Below are 21,963 nucleotides of genomic sequence, written 5' to 3'. Positions count from 1 at the left end.
TAAATGTCACTAATTAGCATGCACGGCGCCTGGCTGTCCTTCAGCGATGCGCCACTTCTTGATGATACTGAACTGCACATCGAAGATAACGAACGTGTCTGTCTGGTAGGCCGTAACGGCGCGGGTAAATCCACGCTAATGAAGATCCTCAACCGCGAGCAGGGCCTGGATGACGGACGCATCGTTTACGAACAGGACCTGATAGTTTCCCGCCTGCAGCAGGACCCACCGCGTAACGTGGCGGGGACCGTTTATGATTTTGTTGCGGAAGGGATCTCTGAACAGGCCGAATACCTGAAGGGTTATCACGACATTTCCCATCTGGTGATGACCGACCCGAGCGAAAAAAATCTGAATGAGATGGCGCGCCTGCAGGAGCTGCTGGATCATCACGGTCTGTGGCAGCTTGAAAGCCGTATCACCGAAGTGCTGGATCAGTTAGGCCTGGATGCAGACATGGAGCTGGCGTCTCTCTCCGGCGGCTGGCTGCGTAAAGCCGCGCTGGGACGTGCGCTGGTGAGCGGCCCGAAAGTGCTGCTGCTGGACGAGCCGACCAACCACCTGGACATTGAAGCCATCGACTGGCTGGAAGGGTTCCTGAAGACTTTTAACGGCACCATTATTTTCATCTCGCACGACCGTTCGTTTATCCGCAATATGGCTACCCGTATTGTTGACCTCGATCGCGGCAAGCTGGTGACCTACCCTGGCGATTACGATACCTATCTGCTGGAAAAAGAAGAAAATCTGCGCGTTGAAGAGCTGCAAAATGCGGAGTTTGACCGCAAGCTGGCGCAGGAAGAGGTCTGGATCCGTCAGGGCATCAAAGCGCGTCGTACCCGTAACGAGGGCCGCGTGCGTGCGTTAAAAGCGATGCGTAACGAGCGTAGCGCTCGCCGTGAGGTCATGGGCAGCGCGAAGATGCAGGTCGAAGAAGCATCCCGCTCCGGTAAAATCGTCTTTGAGATGGAAGACGTGAATTACCAGGTAGACGGCAAAGTGCTGGTGAAAGACTTCTCCGCGCAGGTACAGCGTGGGGATAAAATTGCCCTGATTGGCCCGAACGGCTGTGGTAAAACCACGCTGCTCAAGCTGATGCTCGGCCAGCTTCAGGCTGACAGCGGCCGCGTCCACTGCGGAACAAAGCTGGAAGTGGCCTACTTCGACCAGCACCGCGCCGAGCTGGACCCGGACAGAACGGTGATGGACAACCTCGCTGAAGGAAAACAAGAGGTGATGGTCAACGGTAAGCCGCGCCACGTGCTGGGCTACCTGCAGGACTTCCTGTTCCATCCAAAACGTGCCATGACGCCGGTGCGTGCGCTGTCAGGCGGTGAGCGTAACCGTCTGCTGCTGGCGCGCCTGTTCCTGAAGCCAAGTAACTTATTGATTCTCGATGAACCAACAAACGACCTGGATGTCGAAACGCTGGAACTGCTCGAAGAGTTGATTGACGGTTATCAGGGTACCGTGATGCTGGTAAGCCACGATCGTCAGTTCGTGGACAACACCGTGACCGAATGCTGGATCTTCGAAGGTGAAGGCCGGATTGGTCAATATGTGGGCGGTTATCATGATGCTCGCGGCCAGCAGGCACAGTACCTGCTGCAAAAACAGGTAAAATCCAAAAATGCACCGGAACCTGTTGTCGCAAAAGCAGAAACTGTTAAAAAGTCACCTGCTAAAATGAGCTATAACCTGCAGCGCGAACTTGAAGGGTTGCCGCAGCGTCTGGAAGAGCTGGAAGCTGCACTGGAAGCACTGCAAATTCAGGTCGCTGATGCGTCATTCTTTACGCAGTCGCACGACTATACTCAGAAAATATTGGCTGAACTGTCCGCGGCTGAAAAAGCCCTGGAAGAAGCATTTGAGCGCTGGGAGTACCTTGAGTCTCTGAAAAACGGCGCATAAACAGGGATAACATATGTGTGACCAGCACCACGCCGACAGGCATATATTATGCTCGCAATGCGATATGCTCGTGGCGTTGCCAGAGCTTGGTCACGGACATAAGGCAACCTGTCCGCGCTGCGGAGCCACGCTGACAACCGAGTGGGATGCGCCAAGGCAGCGTCCCACGGCTTACGCGCTGGCAGCCTTGTTCATGCTGCTGCTTTCCAATCTCTTCCCCTTCATCTACATGAAGGTGGGAGGGATGACCAGCCAGGTGGATTTACTTGAGATCCCGGGCGTAATGTTCTCTGAGGATTACGCCAGCCTCGGCACCTTTTTCCTGCTGTTTGTACAGATCGTTCCTGCGTTTTGCCTGGTGGTGATCCTGCTGCTGGTCAATCGTGTGCGGATGCCCACCCGGCTTAAAATTAAACTCGCGCGCGTTCTGTTCCAGCTTAAAAGCTGGGGAATGGCAGAAATTTTTCTGGCGGGAATTCTGGTCAGCTTCGTGAAGCTCATGGCCTATGGCGACGTTGGGATTGGCAGCAGCTTTATTCCCTGGTGCCTCTACTGCGTACTGCAGCTACGCGCATTCCAGTGCGTAGACAGGCGCTGGGCATGGGACGACATTGCCCCTGCACCCGCGCTGACTCAGACGGTAAAAGCAGGCGTACCGGGGATCCGACAGGGGCTGCGCTCCTGCTCGTGCTGCACGGCCGTGCTGCCCGCCGATCTTGAGGTGTGTCCGCGCTGCGAAACCAAAGGCCATGCGCGTCGTAAAAACAGCCTCCAGTGGACAATGGCGCTGCTGGTCACCTCTATCATGCTTTATCTGCCGGCCAATATACTGCCCATTATGATCACCGATCTCCTCGGTGACAAAATGCCGTCGACCATACTCGCCGGGGTAGTGTTGCTCTGGGGGGAAGGATCCTATCCGGTGGCCGGGGTGATTTTTATCGCCAGTATTATGGTACCAACGCTAAAAATGATCGCCATCGCCTGGCTCTGCTGGGATGCGAAAGGGCATGGCAAGCGTGACAGTGAACGCATGCATTTGATTTATGAAGTCGTCGAGTTTGTAGGCCGCTGGTCAATGATTGACGTGTTTGTGATTGCGGTTCTTTCTGCGCTGGTGCGCATGGGAGGGCTGATGAGTATTTATCCCGCTATGGGTGCGCTGATGTTTGCATTGGTCGTTATTATGACCATGTTTGCGGCCATGACCTTCGACCCTCGTCTATCGTGGGATCGTGAGCCCGAGTCAAGCCATGAGGAAGAGTAAGAGCATGGAAAATAAGAGTGGAGAGGCTAAAGTGCAGAAGGTCAGAAACTGGTCGCCGGTGTGGATTTTCCCCATCGTGACTGCGCTGATTGGTGCATGGATACTGTTTTATCATTACAGCCATCAGGGGCCGGAAGTCACATTAATCACCACCAATGCAGAAGGTATTGAGGGCGGTAAGACCACCATCAAAAGCCGCAGCGTAGACGTGGGGGTCGTTGAAAGCGCAACCCTGACCGATGATCTGACGCATGTGGAAATTAAGGCACGCCTGAACGCCGGGATGGAAAAACTGCTTCATGAGGATTCGGTCTTCTGGGTCGTTAAGCCTCAGGTCGGGCGGGAAGGGATCAGCGGTCTGGGCACGCTGCTGTCCGGTGCCTATATTGAGCTGCAGCCAGGTAAGAAAGGTAGCCAGCCGGGACAATACCAGCTACTCGACTCTCCGCCGCTTGCGCCACCGGATGCAAAAGGTATTCGCGTGATTCTGGACAGTAAAAAGGCGGGCCAACTCTCGCCAGGCGATCCTGTGCTGTTCCGCGGGTACCGCGTGGGGTCGGTTGAGACCAGCACGTTCGATGCGCAAAAACGTACCATTAGCTACCAGCTCTTCATTAATGCGCCAAACGATCGCCTGGTGACCAGCAACGTTCGTTTCTGGAAAGACAGCGGGATCGCCGTGGATCTTACTTCTGCAGGTATGCGCGTAGAAATGGGTTCCCTGACCACGCTGTTTGGCGGCGGCGTCAGTTTTGATGTGCCTGAAGGGCAGGATCTGGGGCAGCCGGTTGCTGAAAAAACGGCGTTCAGACTCTTTGACGATCAAAAAAGCATTCAGGACGCGCTCTATACCGATCACATCGACTATCTGATGTTCTTCAAGGATTCTGTTCGCGGCCTGCAGCCGGGAGCGCCGGTTGAATTCCGCGGGATCCGCCTGGGGACGGTAGGGCAAGTACCTTACTTCGTGCCGGGGCTCAAGCAGATGCTGGATGATGATTATCGCATTCCGGTTCTGATCCGCATTGAGCCGGAACGTTTGATCAACCAGATCGGCGAAAATCAGGATATCGGCGCGCATATTACCGAATTGATGAACCGCGGTTTACGTGGCTCACTGAAAACCGGCAACCTGGTGACCGGCGCGCTGTACGTGGACATGGACTTCTATCCGAAAGCGCCTGCCATTACCGGTGTTCGCGAATTCGGCGGTTACACCATTATCCCAACGGTGAGCAGTGGCCTGGCGCAGATCCAGCAGCGTTTGATGGAAACACTGGATAAGATTAACAATCTGCCGCTGAATCCAATGCTTGAAGCGGCGACAAACTCGCTGAGCGAAAGCCAGGCGACAATGCGCCGTCTGCAAACCACGCTCGATAACATCAATAAGATCACGGCAAGCCAGTCCATGCAGCAGCTGCCGCAGGATATGCAGAAAACGCTGCGTGAACTAAACCGCAGTATGCAGGGCTTCCAGCCGGGTTCAGCGGCGTACAATAAGATGGTGGCAGATATGCAGCGTCTCGATCAGGTATTACGTGAACTGCAGCCGGTGCTGAAAACGCTCAATGAGAAGAGCAATGCGCTGGTGTTCGAAGCGAAAGATAAAAAGGATCCTGAGCCGAAGAGGGCGAAACAATGAAAAAATGGCTAGCGATTGCAGGCGCTCTGGTTTTAACCGCATGTAGCTCGGGCAGTGAAAATAAGAGCTACTATCAGCTGCCGCTGACCGCGCAGGCTGGGGCGCAAAGCAGCGCGTCTCAGGGTAACCGCCTGTTATGGGTAGAGCAGGTTGCGGTGCCTGATTATCTCGCAGGAAACGGCGTGGTGTATCAGACCAGCGATGTTCAGTACGTCATTGCCAATAACAACCTGTGGGCCAGCCCGCTGGATCAGCAGCTCCGCAATACGCTGGTGGCAAATCTGAGCAGCCAGCTTCCTGGTTGGGTTGTCGCCTCTCAGCCGCTGGGTAGCGACCAGGATACGCTTAATGTGACCGTGACGGGGTTCCACGGTCGCTATGACGGCGTGGTGGTCATCAGCGGTGAGTGGCTGCTGAATCATCAGGGACAGCTGATTAAACGTCCTTTCCATCTGGAAATGAAGCAGCAGCAAGATGGATATGATGAGATGGTCAAGGTTCTGGCTCAAGGGTGGGCTCAGGAATCAGCCAGCATTGCCAGAGAGATCTCCCGGCTTCCATAAGTAAAATTCATGATCCAAACCCACACTCAGCGACTCGCTGAGTGTGGGTTTTTTTTCGTTTTGACTTCAGGTTGTTACTTGTGCCGCGTCACATTTTTTGTACAAATGATCTTCTGTCTAGCTCACAAATATGACACCCGTATGAATTTTGAACGTTGACGATGAGGCTGATTCGGGGTATTCGTTAACTGTGCTTGCACACTTTGCAATCACTGTTTTCTTTCCACCAGACAAAAGAATGAGGGAAACGAGGCATGAAGAGACAGAAACGAGATCGCCTGGAAAGGGCTCATCAACGTGGTTATCAGGCTGGCATCGCCGGACGTTCTAAAGAAATGTGTCCCTATCAGACCATCAATCAGAGGTCGCAATGGTTAGGGGGCTGGCGAGAAGCCATCGGAGACAGGGCAGTACTTGCTTGATAGCGTCTCTTTAAAAAAGAAACCTCCGCGCTGCGGAGGTTTCGCCTTTCTGAAGGACCTGAAAGCAGGGCTTAGAAAGCAGAGGTATCCTGGAACAGACCGACTTTCAAATCGCTCGCAGAATAGATCAGACGACCATCGACCAGCACTTCGCCATCCGCCAGGCCCATAATCAGACGACGGTTAACGATGCGCTTGAAGTGAATACGGTAGGTGACTTTTTTCGCGGTAGGCAGAACCTGTCCGGTAAATTTCACTTCGCCAACACCCAGTGCGCGGCCCTTGCCTTCGCCACCGAGCCAGCCCAGATAGAAGCCAACCAGCTGCCACATTGCATCAAGGCCCAGGCAGCCAGGCATTACCGGATCGCCAATAAAGTGGCAACCGAAGAACCACAGGTCCGGGTTGATATCGAGTTCCGCTTCTACGTAGCCCTTATCATAATTGCCGCCGGTTTCGGTCATTTTCACGACACGGTCCATCATCAGCATGCTTGGTGCCGGTAACTGTGGGCCTTTAGCGCCAAACAGTTCACCGCGACCAGAGGCAAGAAGGTCTTCTTTTGTATAGGATTCGCGTTTATCTACCATGTTCTCAGTAAGCCTTATTTTAGTGAAGGACGCAGGATAGCTAACACGTGTACGCTGAACAAGTCCGATCAGTTCGGACTAAACCAACTCAGCCAGCGTAACGGCCATGGATATCGATGACGAGCATCCTGCTGCGTCGCCTGAGCAATGCGTTCCTGAATGGTTTGCATCAGCGTCGTCTGACCTTCGCCGTCCCATACCAGGTTTGTCAGTAAGGGTAGCGCATCCTCAATACCTTCGATGGCCCACAGGGTGAATTGTTCCTGTTCCACCGCATCAAGAAGCTCCTGGCTCAGACTCAGATGGCGCACGTTGGGTGCCGGGATGATAACGCCCTGTTTGCCGTTCAAACCGCGCTGCTGACAGATTGAGAAAAAGCCTTCGATTTTCTCATTCAGACCACCCACAGGCTGTGCGCGGCCAAACTGATCCACAGAACCCGTAATCGCGATGTTCTGGCTAATCGGTACTTCTGCCAGGGCGCTGATCAGTGCGCACAGCTCTGCCATTGAGGCGCTATCGCCATCGACTTCACTGTAGGACTGCTCGAACGTCAGCGAGGCCGAGAAGGGGATCTGCTGTTCAAGCTGCAGCTCAGACATCAGAAATGCCTGCATGATCATCATGCCCTTAGCATGAATGTTTCCGCCCAGCTCCGCTTTACGTTCGATATCAATAAATTCGCCGTCGCCCACATGAACTACACAGCTGATGCGGGAAGGTTCGCCGAACGCGCGCGGATGCCCAGGGAACTCAATCACTGACAGGGCGTTGATCTGTCCGATGCGCTCGCCTTCGGTTTCGACCAGAATTTGCTCCAGCAGAATTTCATCCTGCATACGGTCGGCAAGATAACCTTCACGCCACTCGCGCTGAGCCAGCATCTGTGCCATCTGTTCGCCGGTAAATGTGCCTTCACCGCTGATTACACCGACTTCACGCAGCTGTTTACCGATCCAGAGCGGACAAAGGGGCAGGGTTTCCCGATCGCCGGTGTAGCGTGTGGCTTCACGAATTAATCCTGACCACGCGTCCGCCGCAGGCACAGGCAGACCAAAACGCTCAGCAACAGCCAATACCCATTGGCACCACAGCGCCATATCATCGGCATCTGCAATCTGGATATTGTCTTCGTATTCGCTGTAAATAGCCTGTTCAGCCAGTTCCGGCTCCATCTCCTGGAAATCAGCCAGAGACTCGCGATCGCCCGTTAATACGACGGTCAAAGAGAGCGGCATCGAGGGCACAGACACGGGTAGAGGACGTGATTCGTCGTAACCGACCCAGTCGAAGCGCTGCTGGCTCACAATCGTTTTGAGCCGCATCCACAGAAGGGGCTGGGCGAGCAGGGTGCGCAGGGAGATAATCAGAACGCCGCCGTTTGCGCGGTGAACCAGCCCCGGCTGCAGCGATAGTTCACCGTTAAACTGGCGCAGGCACCCGAAGAGCTGTTCGGCTTCGACCCAATTCGCACTAACCACTTCACCGGTAGCGGCGAAGCGATCGTCAGCGCTATCTGCGGGTACGAAGGCGATATCATGGCCCGTAATACGATACTGACCACCAAAGACGGCATCCGTCTCTGGTTTCAACTGGCGCATGGCATCACCCAGAAGCGACAAATACTCGGCTTCTTCCGGGGCTTTGAGCAGCATGAAGGGAGATGTAGCCCATGGGCTTAACACCTGCTCCAGCGCGTAATGCAAACGCGGTTGTGTATCGCTAAGTATGAATTCGTGTTCTTTCGTGAGATCGGGCTGTGCAAATAGCGCCTGATAGCTTTCGGTATCAGGAACCAGGTCACGCCATGCAAGTTTCGTAATCGTCAAAGTTGATGTTTTTTAGTCAGATGTAAAACCGTGGAGTATACCGTAAGCGGCGGCCTCTTCCCAAGGGGGATTGGGGATTTCGGCGCGTGATTCTCCTGTGATGTTTCACAGGATATGATTTCTTTTCAGCAGATTGCTAAAAAACTGATATTCTGAACAGAGTTACGTGGTAACACTGAGATCGCAATGAAATATCAACAACTGGAAAACCTCGAAAGCGGCTGGAAATGGAAGTACCTGGTCAAAAAGCATCGCGAAGGCGAGCCGATCACCTGCTACCTCGAAGCCAGCGCGGCGCAAGAAGCCGTGGATATGTTGCTGACCCTCGAAAACGAACCGGTTCTGGTTAACAGCTGGATTGCTAAGCATATCAATCCGGCACTGTTGAACCGAATGAAGCAAACTATTCGTGCGCGGCGTAAGCGGCACTTTAATGCTGAGCACCAGCATACCCGCAAAAAGTCTATCGACCTCGAGTTTATCGTCTGGCAGCGGTTGGCTGGGCTTGCGCAACGGCGCGGGAAAACGCTATCGGAAACGGTCGTACAGCTAATTGAAGACGCAGAACATAAAGAGAAGTATGCCAGCCAAATGTCGAACCTGAAAAACGATCTACAGGCACTGCTCGGCAAAAAGTGATGTCTAACTTTTCTTCAGGCAATAAAAAACCCCGCATCGCGGGGTTTTTTTTAAGACGATAACTTATGCCGCAGGCTGAGTTACAACGTCTTTGATACCTTTAACTTCGATCTCAACGCGACGATCTGGTGCCAGGCAGTCGATCAGTGCAGCGCGAGCTTTCACGTTGTCACAGGTAGAACCGGTAACTGGGTTAGATTCGCCCATACCACGTGGGGAGATCTTGTTAGCCGGGATACCTTTAGATACCAGGTAATCAACAACAGACTGAGCACGTTTTTCAGACAGCTGCTGGTTGTAAGCGTCAGAACCGATACGGTCGGTGAAGCCCAGAACCACTACTGAACCGTCTTTAGGATCCAGGTTGCTCAGCTGGGTGTACAGCTGATCCAGTGCCTGCTGACCTTCTGGTTTCAGGGTAGATTTGTTGAAGTTAAACAGAACGTCAGACTTCAGAGTGAAGTGCTTGGTCTGTACTTCTGGAGCTGGAGCCGGAGCTGGAGCTACGATTGGAGCTGCATCTTCCTGCTGACCGAAACGATAGGAAACACCTACGCTCAGCATGCCGTTGTCAGGACGAACACCAACGGTGTTGCCGTCGCCGATGTTGTTAACCCACTGGTATTCCAGACGGGTAGCGATATCACGGGTCATTGCCCACTCAACGCCACCAGCGAATACTGGGGAAACACCGGTGTCATGGTTGTCGCCAATTTCGCTGTTGCTGGAGTCTGCACGCCATACCATGCCGCCCAGACGGGTGTACACGTCCAGATCGTCAGTGATTGGGTAACCCAGTTTAGCGGTCAGCTGAACGCCTTGAGCTTTAAAAGCGCCGTTTACGTTGTCGCCTTTGTATGGCATACGACCTAACCAGTCGTAACCCATTTCAAAACCAACATACGGGTTAACCTGATAGCCACCGAACGCGCCTGCACCCAGCTGGCTCTCGTGAGTCGGGCCATCGTTGTTCAGGCTGCTGTTGTACCAGCCGGTGTCATGGAACTGAGACCAGCCCAGTTTACCACCTGCATACCAGGTATTATCTTTCGGAGCGGCCTGCGCTACGGTAGCGAAGCCAGCCAGTGCCACTGCAATCGCGATAGCTGTCTTTTTCATTTTTTGCGCCTCGTTATCATCCAAAATTTGCCATGAAAATCTCTGCAGAGAAATCACGGTTAAATCCTTCACCGGGGGGCGTGGTCAAATATAAATCTACCGATATCTTCGGCTTAGGCCGAGCACCCCTGGCGATGTAAAGTCTACAACGTAGCTAGAAACTTACAAGTGTGAACTCCGTCAGGCATATGAAAAAAAAAGTTCCGTATACCTATTATTTAACATTTTTTGAACGAAATTTGTGCAGTAAAATTAAAGAGAACCGCACCACACAAGCCTTGCCGAAGATTTGGCGCCTTGAACTATTTCTGCATCTTGCTGTCAAAAAAAATTCCAGGAAAAGTCTTAAATTTACTCAATGGTACAAATTCGAGTGAATTTTTACCCCAGAAAGTTGTCCTTTGCGATGAGGATCGGCACTTACTGGTCGCATGATAAATCCAATAGCATTACCTTCTTCCGCTGCTTCAGTCAGCCTGAAGTGTTCTTCTTCCGTCAATTCGTCAGACAACCAACCAATCACCACGCTGTAATTCCCCGTGCGTAAGGCGCGGATCATTGACTCTACCGTATCGCAAGGCGGCAGCTGGCTAATCTGCATCACTTTTGTCAGCGGGAGGCCGGCAGACTGAACCCATTCGCGGCTCAATTTTTGCTGTGGCGTCAGCCAGAGCTGCCAGCGAGACTGCTGGCCAAGCTGCTGTAATAACGGCAGCAATAAGAGTTGAGTCAACAGAGGCTGGTCTTCACGGTAAACCACTTCACTGATAAGCCCTGTCGAAACACGCCCGACGGAATTCTGCGCGCCATTGCCAGCGGAAGAAGAAAGAGAGGTAGAGCGATTTGCATAGCCTGAAGTGTACATATTCATTCCAGCCCTGTAGTTACTGTATGGATATACAGTAACCCCTGTATGCATAAAGATCAACCTCATTTTCGGAAAGCGACTCGCAAAATTCGTTCATTCTTGGCCTGCCTGGAAAAATCATCTTGCTCAACGGCAATAAGTTGCCTATTTTCCTGCTAACGGATCCGCTAGTAAGAAATGCTGCTGTTACTTTATGATTTACAAGGGAAATATCATGAAAAAGATATCTTATGATCGGATTTATAAATCACAGGAATACCTTTCCTCGCTGGGCGACATTCATCATCGCGCACTCTTTGGCGGTTATACCCTCGCAGTGGAGGATGCGGTATTTGCCATGGTTTCTGATGGCGAGCTGTACCTTCGCGCCTGCGAAGAGAGTGCAAAATACTGTGTAAAGCATGCCTCTTCTTTTCTGACATTGATGAAGCGGGGGCGGCCTGTCCTTCTTAACTATTACCGCGTGGATGATGGACTGTGGCAGGACAAGGAGAAGTTGCTTCAGCTTTCTTCCTTTGCCCTTAATGCTGCCAGGAAAGAGCGTTCCGAGCGGCATCAGCGTAACAGGCTGAAAGATCTGCCAAACCTGACGTTTCAGATCGAGGTCTTGCTGTACGAAGTGGGTATCACCAATGAAGAAACGCTGCGGGAGCTGGGGGCAAAAACGAGTTGGTTAAAAATGCGCGCGAGAAACAGAGGATTGAGCGTCAAGGTGCTGTTTGCGCTCCAGGGCGCGATAGAAGGGCTGCACGAAGCGGCGCTCCCGGCCGACATTCGCCGGGAGCTGACAGAGTGGTTTAATGCGCTACCTGCGATACCGGAGCATCATTCCTCAAGGTAGCAATTTGCTGTTGTAACCGGCAAATTTCCGGCAGCAGGGCGATAAGCAGGCCTATTTGCTGCAAAACCAGCGGAGCTTTGCTGTCGGTGCCTGGGTCAAGATGCGCAATACGCTGCGCGAGTTCATCCAGTGCCTGCTGAACGCGGGGCTCATCGGCTGGCAGATGGTGTAGCGCATCATCGACGTAGCAAACCGCGTCATCCAGCAGGTTCAGGATCCCCGGGTTCGTGAGCTTCTCTCGATGGGCCCCCAACGTTGAGATATAGCTGGTGAAGGTATGGTTAAGGCACAACAGACGGAAAGCCGTTTCCCGGATTTGCGCTGTCGCACGCGGCTCTGTGGACATATTCGAAACCACCGATGCCAGCTCAGCGTCGCTGTTATGCGCATCGCGGCGCGCGATTCGATAGGCGAGACGGTTATCGCGGCCCTGGTGGTACTGCTCAAGGATCGCGTCCAGATAGCGACAGTTTGCATTCATTGCCCTGTCGAGTACGCGCGGTAAATTGCGGAAACGCCAGTCGGGCCAGATAAAACTCACCGCAGCCCAGGCGATAGCACAGCCGATTAGCGTATCGATCACGCGGGGAAGGGCGACTTCAAACCCTTCGCCCAGCAGGTTAAAGCACAGCAATACCAGCAGGGTAATAAACATCGTGGCGTGCGCGTACTGCACGTTACGAAACGCAAAGAATAAAACGCCGGTGATCACGATGAGGATCAGCTGTCCTTCAATAGAGGGCACAAAATAGAGAACCGGCAGCCCGATAGCAACGCCCACCAGCGTGCCGACAATACGCAGCGCGAGGCGGTGGCGAGTAGCGTTATAGTTGGGCTGACAAACGAACAGGCTGGTCAACAGGATCCAGTAGCCATGGTGTAAGCCCGTAATTTGAATAAAGGCGTAGCCCACGCACAGGACCAGCGACATCCTCACCGCATGGCGAAAGAGGGCTGACTCCGGCGTAAAGTTACGGCTCAGGCGCAGCCACATATCGCTGAAACCATTCACACTGTCGTCCGCAAGCTGGTTTTCAACATCATTACCCGGCAGCGCCATCGCCTGCTCAGACTCAATGGTGGCCAGCTGGGCATCAATGGCGCGCAGGTTATTGAGTAAAAAACCCAGTGCCTTAATCTGTTCCGGGGACGTTCCACTTGCCTGCACGCGATCGAGGGCGGCATCGAGGTGGCTGAAGGCGCGCTCAAAACGCGGGTCATGCTGATATGGCGTGCGCAGCAGTATCGAACGCGCGAGCTGCTGGCAGGCCTGAGACTGCATCGACAGCAGGCGCTGGAAACGGAACATCACGTCGCTGTAGCGGAACTTCTCGCGCAGGGCGCCGTATTGCACGTGCGACGAGCTGGCGCGCTCGTGTATATCCTGAGCAACAAAATAGTAATGAAGCGTTCTTCGGGTACCGCGCTGGCCGCGATCGCCACGCAGGCGGGTCAGGAGAGACGCTTTTGTCTGGTTTAGCGTGGCCACCAGCTGGCCGTTTGCCAGCGCCAGATCGTAAAGCGGCGCCTGGCTTTCCTCTTCAATGTCCGGGTCAAACAGGCGTGACTTCAGCTCCAGATAATGGGCAAGCTGTTCGTAGCTACGCGCAAGGTTGTCCTGCAGCGCGCGGACCGGAAAAATCAGATGCCCGGTTAAGGTCAGAAGGTTATACCAGATCGCCCCCAGCAGCAGCAGAACGGGCTGCTGATACCACTGGTCGTATAAAGAGACCCCAAGCATGGTATAGATGGCAATCAGCAGGGCGCCAAACGCGATGGTGGCATAGCGTTGCCCAAGCCCACCGAGGAGAATAAAGCCGCTGGTGGAAATCGTCAGCCCCAGCGCAAACAGCCACGGCCAGGGAAACAGCAGCTCTACGGATGCAGAAGCAATAAAGAAACAGACCAGGGTGATGACGAGGTTACGCAAGCGCCCGGCAAGACGATCGTCTAGATCCGCAAGTGCGCCAGCGACCACGCCAAGCGTCAGTGGTATGGTGAGCTTCACGTCGCTCAGCCACCACGGCAGGGCGACGGTGCCGCAGAGGGCAATAAATATCCTGACGTTATAAAGCCAGTTACTGTTCCAGGTGTAGCGGCGAAGCAGTGGGCTTAGCATAAGCGCGGCCAGTCCTTATTTACTGAAAACGACGGCGAGCGTTGGCTTCGCGCGCAGCTTGCGCTACTTCAACCGGGACGACTCTGCGCCCAACCGGCCACAGCGCGATAACGGCAATTTTAAAGTTGGCGATCCCAACCGGAATACCAATGATAGTGATGCACTGGGCGATACCGGCGAAGATGTGCATCAGGCAGAGCCACCAGCCAAAGAAAATCAGCCACAGAATGTTTAATACCGTGCCGCCGGTATTCATCAGCGCGTTTTTGCCAGTCGGATTCAGCTCGTCAACGTGGACGGCTTCATTACCATAAGGAACGAACGACAGTTTGGTAATTTCCCAGCAGGAGCGCGTCAGCGGTAACGTGAAGATGAGCACGATGCTCACCAGCGTGGCAAAAAGCCAGGAAAGGGTGGTGGCAAAACCGCCAAGGACAAAATTTAAAACATTCAGAACGGTACGCATAAACCCTCATTTCCTTTCGATATGATTAACGCTGAATGATTGTAACGTTTTTTTAGGCTGGAGCACCTTAAAACTGGCAGTTAAACTATCAGACAAATTATCTCCTCGTGGATCCGGCTGGATATGGAACTGAAAGCAACTTCAATGGGCAAACGCCTGGCGCAACACCCTTATGACAAGGTTGTCCTCCTCAATGCTGGCGTGAAAGTCTCCGGCGAACGCCACGAATATCTCATTCCGTTTAATCAGCTTCTTGCTATTCACTGCAGACGCGGCCTGGTGTGGGGCGAGCTGGAGTTCGTGCTGCCTGCCGATAAAGTCGTCCGTCTTCACGGTACGGAGTGGGCAGAAACACAGCGCTTTCACCATCATCTGAACACGCTCTGGCTGCAGTGGAGCCATGATATGAGCGTAATTGCAGCCCAGGTGTTGCAGCAGGTGTTAGACGATATTGCCCAGAGCAGTGCGCAACAAAAATGGCTGACGCGCCAGCAAACGACAGAATTGCAGCAAAAAATCAGACAGGCCCTTACGGCCTTACCGTTACCGGTAGCGCGACTGGATGAGTTTGAAAACTGTCGTGACGCATGGCGGGCGTGCCAGGCGTGGCTTGGCGATGTGGATAAAAGCCGGCTGGCCCATAACCAGGCGTGGACCGATGCGATGCTCGTGCGGTACGCTGATTTTTTCAACACGGTTGAATCCTCACCCCTCAACCCAGCCCAGGCGCGCGCTGTGGTCAACGGTGAACCGTCTCTGCTGGTGCTGGCGGGGGCCGGAAGCGGTAAAACATCGGTGCTGGTGGCGCGTGCGGGATGGCTTCTGACCACCGGTGAAGCCGTGGCTGACCAGATTTTGCTGCTGGCGTTTGGCCGGAAGGCCGCACAGGAGATGGACGAGCGAATTCAGGAACGGCTGCATACGCAGGACATTACGGCTCGCACCTTCCATGCTCTTGCCCTGCATATTATCCAGCAGGGTAGTAAAAAGGTCCCGGCAATCAGCAGGCTCGAGAATGATACCCCGGCCCGTCAGGCGCTGTTTGTGAAGACGTGGCAGCAGCAGTGCAGCGAGAAGAAGGCGCAAGCAAAAGGGTGGCGTCAGTGGCTGGAGGAGGAGTTGGACTGGGCGGTGCCGGAAGGCAGCTTCTGGCAGGATGAAAAACTGGCGCGTCGGCTGGGATCTCGTCTCGACCGCTGGGTAAGCCTGATGCGCATGCACGGCGGCAGCCAGGCGGAAATGATTGAAAGCGCACCGGAGGAGATCCGCGCCCTGTTTTCAAAACGGGTCAAACTGATGGCGCCGATGCTTAAAGCCTGGAAAACGGCGCTGAAGGAGGAGAATGCCGTCGATTTCTCCGGGCTCATCCACCAGGCCATTATCATTCTGGAAAAAGGGCGCTTTGTGAGTCCGTGGAAGCACATTCTTGTTGATGAGTTCCAGGATATCTCGCCGCAGCGCGCCGCGTTGCTGTCGGCGTTACGGTCGCAGAACAAACATACCTCGCTGTTTGCCGTGGGCGATGACTGGCAGGCGATTTACCGCTTCAGCGGGGCACAGCTCGAACTGACGACCGCGTTCCACCACTACTTTGGCGAAGGCGATCGTAGCGATCTGGATACGACCTATCGCTTCAACTCGCGGATTGGTGAAATTGCCAACTGCTTTATTCAGCAAAACCCGCACCAGCTGGCAAAACCGCTCAACAGCCTGACTCAGGGGGATAAAAAAGCCGTTACGCTGCTGGCAGACGATCAGCTTGAGCCGCTGCTGGATAAGCTGAGCGGTTATGCAAAATCAGACGAACGTATTCTGGTATTGGCACGTTACCACTATCTTAAACCCGCCGCGCTGGAAAAGGCGGCGACCCGCTGGCCGAAGCTGAAGCTTGAGTTTATGACCATCCATGCCAGTAAAGGGCAGCAGGCGGACTACGTGATAGTGTTGGGGCTAAAAGAGGGGAGCGACGGTTTCCCTGCTCCGGCCCGGGAGTCGGTTATGGAACAGGCCTTGCTGCCCGTGCCGGAAGACTTCCCTGATGCCGAGGAGCGGCGATTGCTGTATGTGGCGTTAACCCGCGCGCGTCATCGCGTGTGGCTGCTGTTCAATAGAGACGAGCCGTCCACGTTTGTCGATATCCTGAAGAGTATTGGTGTGCCGGTGGCGAGAAAGCCATAACGATGTCAGGCGCGTTTTTACAGGCCGGGTAAGGCGTAGCCGCCACCCGGCGAAAAAGCTACTTCAGTCTCTCGGAAAGATAACGCTGATAGTCCGGGATAAGGATCTCAACCGGCGAGCTAAACTGCGGGGACTCAATGATGAAATCCGCCGTCGAAAGGTTTGTCGCCACGGGAATATTCCAGACAGTGGCAAGACGCAGCAGCGCCTTAACGTCCGGGTCGTGCGGTACGGCGTTCAGCGGATCCCAGAAGAAAATCAGCACATCAATTTTCCCTTCCGAAATCTTCGCGCCCACCTGCTGATCGCCCCCCATTGGGCCGCTCAGCATGGCGTTCACGTCCAGACCGGTTTCACGGTGGATCAGGTTGCCGGTTGTACCCGTGGCAGAAAGGGTATGATTCTGCAGCAGCGGCTGGTGGCGGCGCACCCAGTTCAGGAGCATTTGTTTACAGTGATCGTGCGCGACCAGCGCAATGTGTTTGCGTGCAGGAAGCGTGCGTGTTGTCAGTTCCATAATCTTGTCCGTGAGGTTACCTGGCTACACGATGACGGGAACGGCCTGATGCTGCAAGAGAAAGGACAAAAAAATGTGGGTTACGACGAAGGTTGCTGCTTCGCCCATTGCAGAAAGCGAGCCCGCGTATCGGGGTCGGCCTGCTGGAACCAGAATTTCAGGCGCTGCTCGGTCAGCGTTTGTGACTGGGGCGGAATGACATCAAGCTCCGATACCCCGGACAGGAGCGTACTGTCGTCCGCCATCATGGTGGCGAACTGCGGTAAAGAGGCTCGCTTACTGGCTTTGTTATAGATTTCCGTATCGGCTTCATAATCTGTCCCTTTCGGCGTTATGGTTAAGGCAAGGATATCCAGCTTCACCGGGATCGGCATGGAATCACCATCCAGCAGCTCAATATGCGGGGAGGCATCAAACGCTACGGACTCTTTTTCGGTTTCGAGCCGCGGCAGGTTAAAATTCACCTGGCTGATTCGCTGAGTATTAAAGCTGACGACCAGCGGGGGAGAGATGTACATACGCTGTTCATGGCTGGCGAGACGAATGGTTTTCTCCACCCGAAATACAAGCTGATGGGGACCGTTATCGAGTTCAATGCTGTCTGCCCCGCGCAGCAACGAACTGGAGACTTTTTTCCCGTCCAGCACCAGCAGATCGATGTCGGTAGAGAGCCGGAGCGTAGTTGCATAGACGCAAACCGGCATCACTAACGCAATCACAGCAGAGGCAATGCCGGCTTTCATAGGGCGCTCCTGTTGAAAATACTTTCGTCGTAATAATGTATCTAAATTTTTCGATAATCACGTTTACTAACATATAGACATATTCTGCCGTTTTGCCCTCATACATCTGTATGGGATGAATGGTTGAGACGCGTGCTTTGGCGTACACTTTTAAAAAAGTCAGGAGGAAGACCATGAAAGAGAATGATATTGCCGAGATTTTAACGTCCACGCGCACCATTGCGCTGGTCGGCGCGAGCGATAAACCCGATCGCCCAAGCTACCGGGTCATGAAATACCTTCTCGATCAGGGCTACCACGTGATCCCAGTGTCGCCCAAGGTGGCAGGGAAAACGTTGCTGGGCCAGCAGGGATATGCCACGCTGGCTGAGGTGCCGGAAAAAATCGATATGGTCGATGTCTTCCGTAACTCTGAGGCTGCGTGGGGCGTCGCGCAGGACGCGATTGCCATTGGGGCGAAAACGCTCTGGATGCAGCTGGGCGTTATCAACGAGCAGGCCGCCGTGCTGGCGCGCGATGCAGGATTAAACGTTGTTATGGATCGCTGTCCTGCGATCGATATCCCGCGGCTGGGTCTGGCGAAATGACGAAAAAAAAGCCCGATTATCGGGCTTTTTTTACACGCTTAATTCCTCAGGCGAGGAGCCTGTAGCTGTTTGCGGATGGTCTGAGCAAGCTCGTCCATAGTGGGTTGTTCCGGATGTTCATCCTGCAGCTCACTACTCAGCTGCGCTTCGGCAAGATAGGTGTGAACCGGCTGTCCATCGTCACCTTCCATCACCACATGGTACCAGGGCGCGGCGCGAAGCTCTGCGTCAACCGCCAGTTCGTCTGCTGACGGTTCATCAAGGGAATACTCCGGGTCGATATCCACGACCACACCCAAATACCCAAGCAAGGTGTGGCGGACCTGCTGGCCGATACCAAATTTGCTGGCAATCATTGTCACCTCCCGGGAAACATTACTTACACTCTATGTGCGGGCAATATTTCTCTTTTCAAGTTACATGACGCGACAGGCAAACCCTTTCAGATACAGCCCTTCCGGGTAGGTAGCGATCACTGGATGGTCGGCCGCCTGACGGAACTGCTCTATAAATTGTACATCACGACCCGCATCTATTGCGGCATCTGCAATGATTTTTTGGAATAAATCGGTGGTCATCAGGCCTGAGCAGGAGAAGGTGAGCAGCACGCCGCCCGGGTTCAGCAGCTGGATCGCCAGCATGTTGATGTCTTTATACCCACGGCACGCGCCCATCAGCTGGCTTTTGTTCTCCACGAACTTCGGCGGGTCCATGACGATTACATCGAATTTCTCACCCTGGTCGCGGTATTTACGCAGCAGCTTAAACACGTCGTCACGGACAAACTCTGCTTTGCTCAGGTCCAGCTTGTTGAGCTCAACGTTCTGTTTTGCTACATCCAGCGCTTCCTGCGAGGTATCCACGCTCACTACCTGGGCACATCCGCCCATCAGCGCAGACACCGCAAATCCACCTGTATAGGAGAAGCAGTTCAGCACGCGCTTGTCCGCAACGTACTGACGCGTCGCCAGGCGGCTGTCGCGCTGGTCGAGATAGTAACCGGTTTTATGGCCGCCCTGGATATCCACCAGCAGCTTCATCCCGTGCTCTTCAATCGGCAGCAGGGCCGGCGGCAGTTCGCCGGTGACCGGGCCTTGCGTCAGCTCCAGACCCTCTTTTTTACGCACGGCCACGTCGCTGCGGTCGTAAATGGCGCATTCCGGGAACTGAGTCTGTAAGGCACTGAGCAGGGCGGCACGCTGGTATTCGGCCCCGGCGCTCAACAGCTGCAGCACCAGGAAGTTGCCGAAGCGGTCAATCGTTACGCCCGGCATACCGTCGGATTCACCGGCAATCAGGCGGTAGCTGTCCAGCCCGTCACGTTTTGCGAGCCACTCGCGCCATTGCTGAGCCTGCTGCAGGCGGCGGACGAAGAAATCGATGTCTACGCTTTCATCTTTATCAAACGTCCAGACGCGCGCGCGGATCTGGGACGCTGGCGAGTATGCGCCGCGCGCTAACCATTTCCCCTGGTGGTCAACGATGTCGATGGTTTCACCGAGGCTGGCTTTGCCTTCCATGCGGGCAACCGCGCCGGAAAAGACCCAGGGATGACGGCGCAGCAATGACTTCTCGCGCCCTTTGGCTAACACTAAACGTACACTCATAATTTGCTATTCTGTCGATTCCAATGAAATGGCCGCCATTTTCCCGAGTTCGCTGAGGAAATGCAATGCGCCAGACAAATTAGGAGAGGGGCGATGGCAAAAACCACTCCCCTGATTCGGCGTTATATAACGGCAAAGCCAATGGTGTTATTCGTGCAACCACATGCTAAATCATCGCCACAGTCGCACAGTTTAATCACTTCGTGATAGCCATAATCCCATTCGGCGACGTAATTTTTAATCTTCGTTAAGCTGCGCTCGGAGCAGTTGAGATGAAATCCCACACACCAGAACGATCGTGCATCTACGCTACACTTTTTGATGGCATTGATTTTATGGATATCGCTTTCAAATCCATTAATGAGAGTCTGTACGTTACGTGTACACTTCAACTCAAGAAAAATATAGGCGTTTAAACGCGTTCGTTTCTTCCTGATCGCAAGATCGATATACATGTTATATCTCTCACGCAATTTTCGGTTGTCGGGAAAGGCCTCTATTTCTCGGTCAACATAAATCCCATCGGTTTGACTAATAAAGTATTCAAGTTCAACCTGTAACCACTTTTCCCAATCATTTCTGTCACGCTCGCGGATCATTTTTAAGCGAGACTTGACGCTCTCACTCTTGATGAATTGATCCATGATACTTCTGACGGTTATCGCATCGGCCTTATCAGACACAGTAAATCCTTTTTGATAATAAAGACTGTTATCGGCAGGTTTAGAGCGTTCTTCACTGCCACTCCGCAATCTATTCAACGGCGCAGTTGAGGGCTAAACTGAGTTAAGCGTCCAGACAGAGAGGGGACTATGGAAAAAGAGAAAGGCTACTGTGTGATATGTTGGGTTCACGGGCTCGTACAGGGAGTCGGCTTCCGCTACAGCACGCAGCGCGAAGCCCTTCAGCTGGGGCTTACGGGATACGCGCGGAACATGGATGATGGCAGCGTCGAGGTATTAGCGTGCGGGGAGGCGCAACAGGTTGAGAAGCTGGTGGCGTGGCTGAAAGCGGGAGGGCCGCGCAGCGCGCGGGTTGATAAGGTCTTAACGGAACCTCATCAACCCGGCAAGGAATACGCTAACTTCGGTATTCGATACTAAATACACTTCACCGGCTTTGGCAGCCCGGCGATTTTGGTCGCCTGTTTTGCCGGACCTTTTGGGAAGAGACGGTACAGATAGCGGCTGTTGCCTTTCTCTTCGCCAAATGCGTTTGCCATCGCTTTCACCAGCATGCGGATGGCCGGGGAGGTATTGAATTCGAGGTAGAATTCACGCACAAAACGCACCACTTCCCAGTGTTCAGGGGAAAGGATGATGCCTTCGTTTTCCGCTATTTTCTCCGCCAGCGGTTCGCTCCACAGCGTAGTATCCTTCAGATAACCGTCGCTATCCGTCTCAATTTCCTGACCTGCAAAAATGAACATAGTCTTCTGTCATGTGAAAAAAATCGGGGACAGTGTAGCAAATAAGGCCCGTCGGGATAAACCGCGGCCTTACAGAAGCAGCTGCAGCAGGTTGTTGGCATTAAGCTTCTTCAGGGCGTTGCACTTGTGCGTTGAAACCTGCTTTTCGGACATCTGCGTCGCAATGGCAATATGGCGCACCGGGAGCCCGGTGAGCATTAAATCCAGCACGTTGAATTCGATACCCGTCAGGCAGCAGTCAAGGCTGCGGAGGCGGCGAGGCTCTTTTGCCAGCAAATACGCCGCATCCGCAACGGCGATCCGGTCATCAATGATGTAAATCAGCAGCGTGCCGAAGCGTTTGCGCAGGTGCGTGGCCAGCGCCCAGCCTTTTTCATTACAGACCAGATAAAGACAGCCCTGCCAGCGGGCGGCTTCCAGCCTGAGCAAGATAGTAATCAACGCCTGGTGCGTTGCCGCAACGGAAAAACGACAGCGAATAGCGAGGACGCGTCTGGCGAGCAGGGCCGGCTGCCACTGTACGGTGTCGCACTGAACCTGACGCTGAACGCCGCGGCGCAGCAGCGCGTAGCGCAGTCCTTCGGCATAAAATCGGTTATTGTCGAGAATGGCGTAACTCACGG

23 protein-coding genes are annotated in these 21,963 nt (G+C 53.9%); 10 read left to right on the top strand and 13 right to left on the bottom strand.

Translation table 11 applies throughout. From position 1 onward, the window contains the following. Positions 1-3 precede the first annotated feature (3 nt). The 5 genes from D5067_RS14930 (at position 4) to rmf (ending at position 5,808) form a co-directional block, all read left to right on the top strand. Positions 4-1,911 (top strand): ABC transporter ATP-binding protein, encoded by a 1,908-nt coding sequence (locus tag D5067_RS14930; protein ID WP_119934823.1) that lies wholly within the window; start codon positions 4-6, stop codon positions 1,909-1,911. Between the two features lie 13 nt (positions 1,912-1,924). Continuing rightward, positions 1,925-3,178, top strand: a complete 1,254-nt coding sequence (gene pqiA / locus D5067_RS14925) for a membrane integrity-associated transporter subunit PqiA (RefSeq protein ID WP_119934822.1) — start codon at positions 1,925-1,927, stop codon at positions 3,176-3,178. A 4-nt stretch (positions 3,179-3,182) separates the two neighbouring features. After that, positions 3,183-4,823, top strand: a complete 1,641-nt coding sequence (gene pqiB / locus D5067_RS14920; protein WP_119934821.1) for an intermembrane transport protein PqiB — start codon at positions 3,183-3,185, stop codon at positions 4,821-4,823. Further along, the gene (gene pqiC / locus D5067_RS14915; RefSeq protein ID WP_119934820.1) at positions 4,820-5,386 is read left to right on the top strand and encodes a membrane integrity-associated transporter subunit PqiC; all 567 of its coding nucleotides are present in this window, start codon (positions 4,820-4,822) and stop codon (positions 5,384-5,386) included. The genes pqiB and pqiC overlap by 4 nt, the downstream gene beginning before the upstream one ends. Positions 5,387-5,640: 254 nt before the next feature. Further along, complete coding sequence (gene rmf, locus D5067_RS14910; protein ID WP_032617397.1) at positions 5,641-5,808, top strand: ribosome modulation factor; 168 nt, start codon at positions 5,641-5,643, stop codon at positions 5,806-5,808. Positions 5,809-5,879: 71 nt separating this feature from the next. On the opposite strand, the gene fabA is transcribed toward rmf, so the two are convergent. Next, a complete protein-coding gene (gene fabA / locus D5067_RS14905; protein ID WP_119934819.1) occupies positions 5,880-6,398 on the bottom strand; it encodes a 3-hydroxyacyl-[acyl-carrier-protein] dehydratase FabA in 519 nt (172 codons plus the stop codon). A gap of 68 nt (positions 6,399-6,466) precedes the next feature. After that, positions 6,467-8,227 (bottom strand): AAA family ATPase, encoded by a 1,761-nt coding sequence (locus D5067_RS14900; RefSeq protein ID WP_119934818.1) that lies wholly within the window; start codon positions 8,225-8,227, stop codon positions 6,467-6,469. Between the two features lie 186 nt (positions 8,228-8,413). Between D5067_RS14900 and matP the strand changes: the two genes are divergently transcribed. Next, the gene (gene matP / locus D5067_RS14895) at positions 8,414-8,866 is read left to right on the top strand and encodes a macrodomain Ter protein MatP (RefSeq protein WP_119934817.1); all 453 of its coding nucleotides are present in this window, start codon (positions 8,414-8,416) and stop codon (positions 8,864-8,866) included. A 63-nt stretch (positions 8,867-8,929) separates the two neighbouring features. On the opposite strand, the gene ompA is transcribed toward matP, so the two are convergent. Together ompA and sulA are read right to left on the bottom strand one after the other, a co-directional pair. Beyond that, entirely contained in the window at positions 8,930-9,985 is a 1,056-nt protein-coding gene (gene ompA / locus D5067_RS14890; protein ID WP_119934816.1) for a porin OmpA, read from the bottom strand. A gap of 355 nt (positions 9,986-10,340) precedes the next feature. Continuing rightward, on the bottom strand, positions 10,341-10,850 hold the full coding sequence (gene sulA / locus D5067_RS14885) for an SOS-induced cell division inhibitor SulA (protein WP_119934815.1): 510 nt from the start codon (positions 10,848-10,850) through the stop codon (positions 10,341-10,343). Positions 10,851-11,067: 217 nt separating this feature from the next. On the opposite strand from sulA, the gene D5067_RS14880 reads away from it, so the two are divergent. Beyond that, positions 11,068-11,694, top strand: a complete 627-nt coding sequence (locus D5067_RS14880; protein WP_119934814.1) for a TfoX/Sxy family DNA transformation protein — start codon at positions 11,068-11,070, stop codon at positions 11,692-11,694. On the opposite strand, the gene yccS is transcribed toward D5067_RS14880, so the two are convergent. Together yccS and D5067_RS14870 are read right to left on the bottom strand one after the other, a co-directional pair. Further along, positions 11,651-13,813, bottom strand: coding sequence for a YccS family putative transporter (yccS, locus tag D5067_RS14875; protein ID WP_119934813.1), 2,163 nt, complete (start codon positions 13,811-13,813; stop codon positions 11,651-11,653). The two genes, D5067_RS14880 and yccS, sit on opposite strands and share 44 nt — an antisense overlap. Positions 13,814-13,832: 19 nt before the next feature. After that, positions 13,833-14,279 (bottom strand): YccF domain-containing protein, encoded by a 447-nt coding sequence (locus D5067_RS14870; RefSeq protein ID WP_119934812.1) that lies wholly within the window; start codon positions 14,277-14,279, stop codon positions 13,833-13,835. 123 nt (positions 14,280-14,402) lie between these two features. Between D5067_RS14870 and helD the strand changes: the two genes are divergently transcribed. Then, entirely contained in the window at positions 14,403-16,457 is a 2,055-nt protein-coding gene (helD, locus tag D5067_RS14865) for a DNA helicase IV (RefSeq protein WP_119934811.1), read from the top strand. Positions 16,458-16,515: 58 nt separating this feature from the next. Here helD and mgsA read toward each other — a convergent pair whose 3' ends face one another. After that, complete coding sequence (gene mgsA, locus D5067_RS14860; RefSeq protein ID WP_119934810.1) at positions 16,516-16,974, bottom strand: methylglyoxal synthase; 459 nt, start codon at positions 16,972-16,974, stop codon at positions 16,516-16,518. 80 nt (positions 16,975-17,054) lie between these two features. Continuing rightward, positions 17,055-17,717 carry a curli synthesis inhibitor gene (csgI, locus tag D5067_RS14855; protein WP_119934809.1) on the bottom strand — a complete coding sequence of 221 codons (663 nt, stop codon included), beginning with the start codon at positions 17,715-17,717 and terminating at the stop codon, positions 17,055-17,057. Between the two features lie 173 nt (positions 17,718-17,890). On the opposite strand from csgI, the gene D5067_RS14850 reads away from it, so the two are divergent. After that, complete coding sequence (locus D5067_RS14850) at positions 17,891-18,304, top strand: CoA-binding protein (protein WP_119934808.1); 414 nt, start codon at positions 17,891-17,893, stop codon at positions 18,302-18,304. Positions 18,305-18,342: 38 nt separating this feature from the next. Here D5067_RS14850 and hspQ read toward each other — a convergent pair whose 3' ends face one another. The 3 genes from hspQ to D5067_RS14835 form a co-directional block, all read right to left on the bottom strand. Continuing rightward, entirely contained in the window at positions 18,343-18,660 is a 318-nt protein-coding gene (hspQ, locus tag D5067_RS14845; protein ID WP_010429359.1) for a heat shock protein HspQ, read from the bottom strand. Between the two features lie 60 nt (positions 18,661-18,720). Continuing rightward, positions 18,721-19,911: a 23S rRNA (cytosine(1962)-C(5))-methyltransferase RlmI gene (gene rlmI / locus D5067_RS14840; RefSeq protein WP_119934807.1), complete on the bottom strand. Its 1,191-nt coding sequence runs from the start codon at positions 19,909-19,911 to the stop codon at positions 18,721-18,723. Between the two features lie 122 nt (positions 19,912-20,033). Then, on the bottom strand, positions 20,034-20,594 hold the full coding sequence (locus D5067_RS14835; protein ID WP_119934806.1) for a hypothetical protein: 561 nt from the start codon (positions 20,592-20,594) through the stop codon (positions 20,034-20,036). 129 nt (positions 20,595-20,723) lie between these two features. Between D5067_RS14835 and yccX the strand changes: the two genes are divergently transcribed. Beyond that, positions 20,724-21,014 (top strand): acylphosphatase, encoded by a 291-nt coding sequence (gene yccX, locus D5067_RS14830; RefSeq protein ID WP_119934805.1) that lies wholly within the window; start codon positions 20,724-20,726, stop codon positions 21,012-21,014. Here yccX and tusE read toward each other — a convergent pair. Then, positions 21,011-21,340, bottom strand: coding sequence for a sulfurtransferase TusE (gene tusE / locus D5067_RS14825; protein WP_119934804.1), 330 nt, complete (start codon positions 21,338-21,340; stop codon positions 21,011-21,013). The two genes, yccX and tusE, sit on opposite strands and share 4 nt — an antisense overlap. A 69-nt stretch (positions 21,341-21,409) precedes the next feature. After that, positions 21,410-21,961, bottom strand: a complete 552-nt coding sequence (locus D5067_RS14820) for a LuxR C-terminal-related transcriptional regulator (protein ID WP_119934803.1) — start codon at positions 21,959-21,961, stop codon at positions 21,410-21,412. Positions 21,962-21,963 lie beyond the last annotated feature (2 nt).

Source organism: Enterobacter huaxiensis (assembly GCF_003594935.2).
Classification (GTDB): domain Bacteria; phylum Pseudomonadota; class Gammaproteobacteria; order Enterobacterales; family Enterobacteriaceae; genus Enterobacter; species Enterobacter huaxiensis.
This window is presented reverse-complemented; position numbering and strand designations above follow the sequence as displayed.

Bases quoted from the DNA above. Each gene is read 5' to 3' on its own strand.
- D5067_RS14930 (WP_119934823.1), top strand. From the start codon at position 4: ATGTCACTAATTAGCATGCACGGCGCCTGGCTGTCCTTCAGCGATGCG.
- pqiA (WP_119934822.1), top strand. From the start codon at position 1,925: ATGTGTGACCAGCACCACGCCGACAGGCATATATTATGCTCGCAATGC.
- pqiB (WP_119934821.1), top strand. From the start codon at position 3,183: ATGGAAAATAAGAGTGGAGAGGCTAAAGTGCAGAAGGTCAGAAACTGG.
- pqiC (WP_119934820.1), top strand. From the start codon at position 4,820: ATGAAAAAATGGCTAGCGATTGCAGGCGCTCTGGTTTTAACCGCATGT.
- rmf (WP_032617397.1), top strand. From the start codon at position 5,641: ATGAAGAGACAGAAACGAGATCGCCTGGAAAGGGCTCATCAACGTGGT.
- fabA (WP_119934819.1), bottom strand. From the start codon at position 6,398: ATGGTAGATAAACGCGAATCCTATACAAAAGAAGACCTTCTTGCCTCT.
- matP (WP_119934817.1), top strand. From the start codon at position 8,414: ATGAAATATCAACAACTGGAAAACCTCGAAAGCGGCTGGAAATGGAAG.
- ompA (WP_119934816.1), bottom strand. From the start codon at position 9,985: ATGAAAAAGACAGCTATCGCGATTGCAGTGGCACTGGCTGGCTTCGCT.
- sulA (WP_119934815.1), bottom strand. From the start codon at position 10,850: ATGTACACTTCAGGCTATGCAAATCGCTCTACCTCTCTTTCTTCTTCC.
- D5067_RS14880 (WP_119934814.1), top strand. From the start codon at position 11,068: ATGAAAAAGATATCTTATGATCGGATTTATAAATCACAGGAATACCTT.
- yccS (WP_119934813.1), bottom strand. From the start codon at position 13,813: ATGCTAAGCCCACTGCTTCGCCGCTACACCTGGAACAGTAACTGGCTT.
- D5067_RS14870 (WP_119934812.1), bottom strand. From the start codon at position 14,279: ATGCGTACCGTTCTGAATGTTTTAAATTTTGTCCTTGGCGGTTTTGCC.
- helD (WP_119934811.1), top strand. From the start codon at position 14,403: ATGGAACTGAAAGCAACTTCAATGGGCAAACGCCTGGCGCAACACCCT.
- mgsA (WP_119934810.1), bottom strand. From the start codon at position 16,974: ATGGAACTGACAACACGCACGCTTCCTGCACGCAAACACATTGCGCTG.
- csgI (WP_119934809.1), bottom strand. From the start codon at position 17,717: ATGAAAGCCGGCATTGCCTCTGCTGTGATTGCGTTAGTGATGCCGGTT.
- D5067_RS14850 (WP_119934808.1), top strand. From the start codon at position 17,891: ATGAAAGAGAATGATATTGCCGAGATTTTAACGTCCACGCGCACCATT.
- hspQ (WP_010429359.1), bottom strand. From the start codon at position 18,660: ATGATTGCCAGCAAATTTGGTATCGGCCAGCAGGTCCGCCACACCTTG.
- rlmI (WP_119934807.1), bottom strand. From the start codon at position 19,911: ATGAGTGTACGTTTAGTGTTAGCCAAAGGGCGCGAGAAGTCATTGCTG.
- yccX (WP_119934805.1), top strand. From the start codon at position 20,724: ATGGAAAAAGAGAAAGGCTACTGTGTGATATGTTGGGTTCACGGGCTC.
- tusE (WP_119934804.1), bottom strand. From the start codon at position 21,340: ATGTTCATTTTTGCAGGTCAGGAAATTGAGACGGATAGCGACGGTTAT.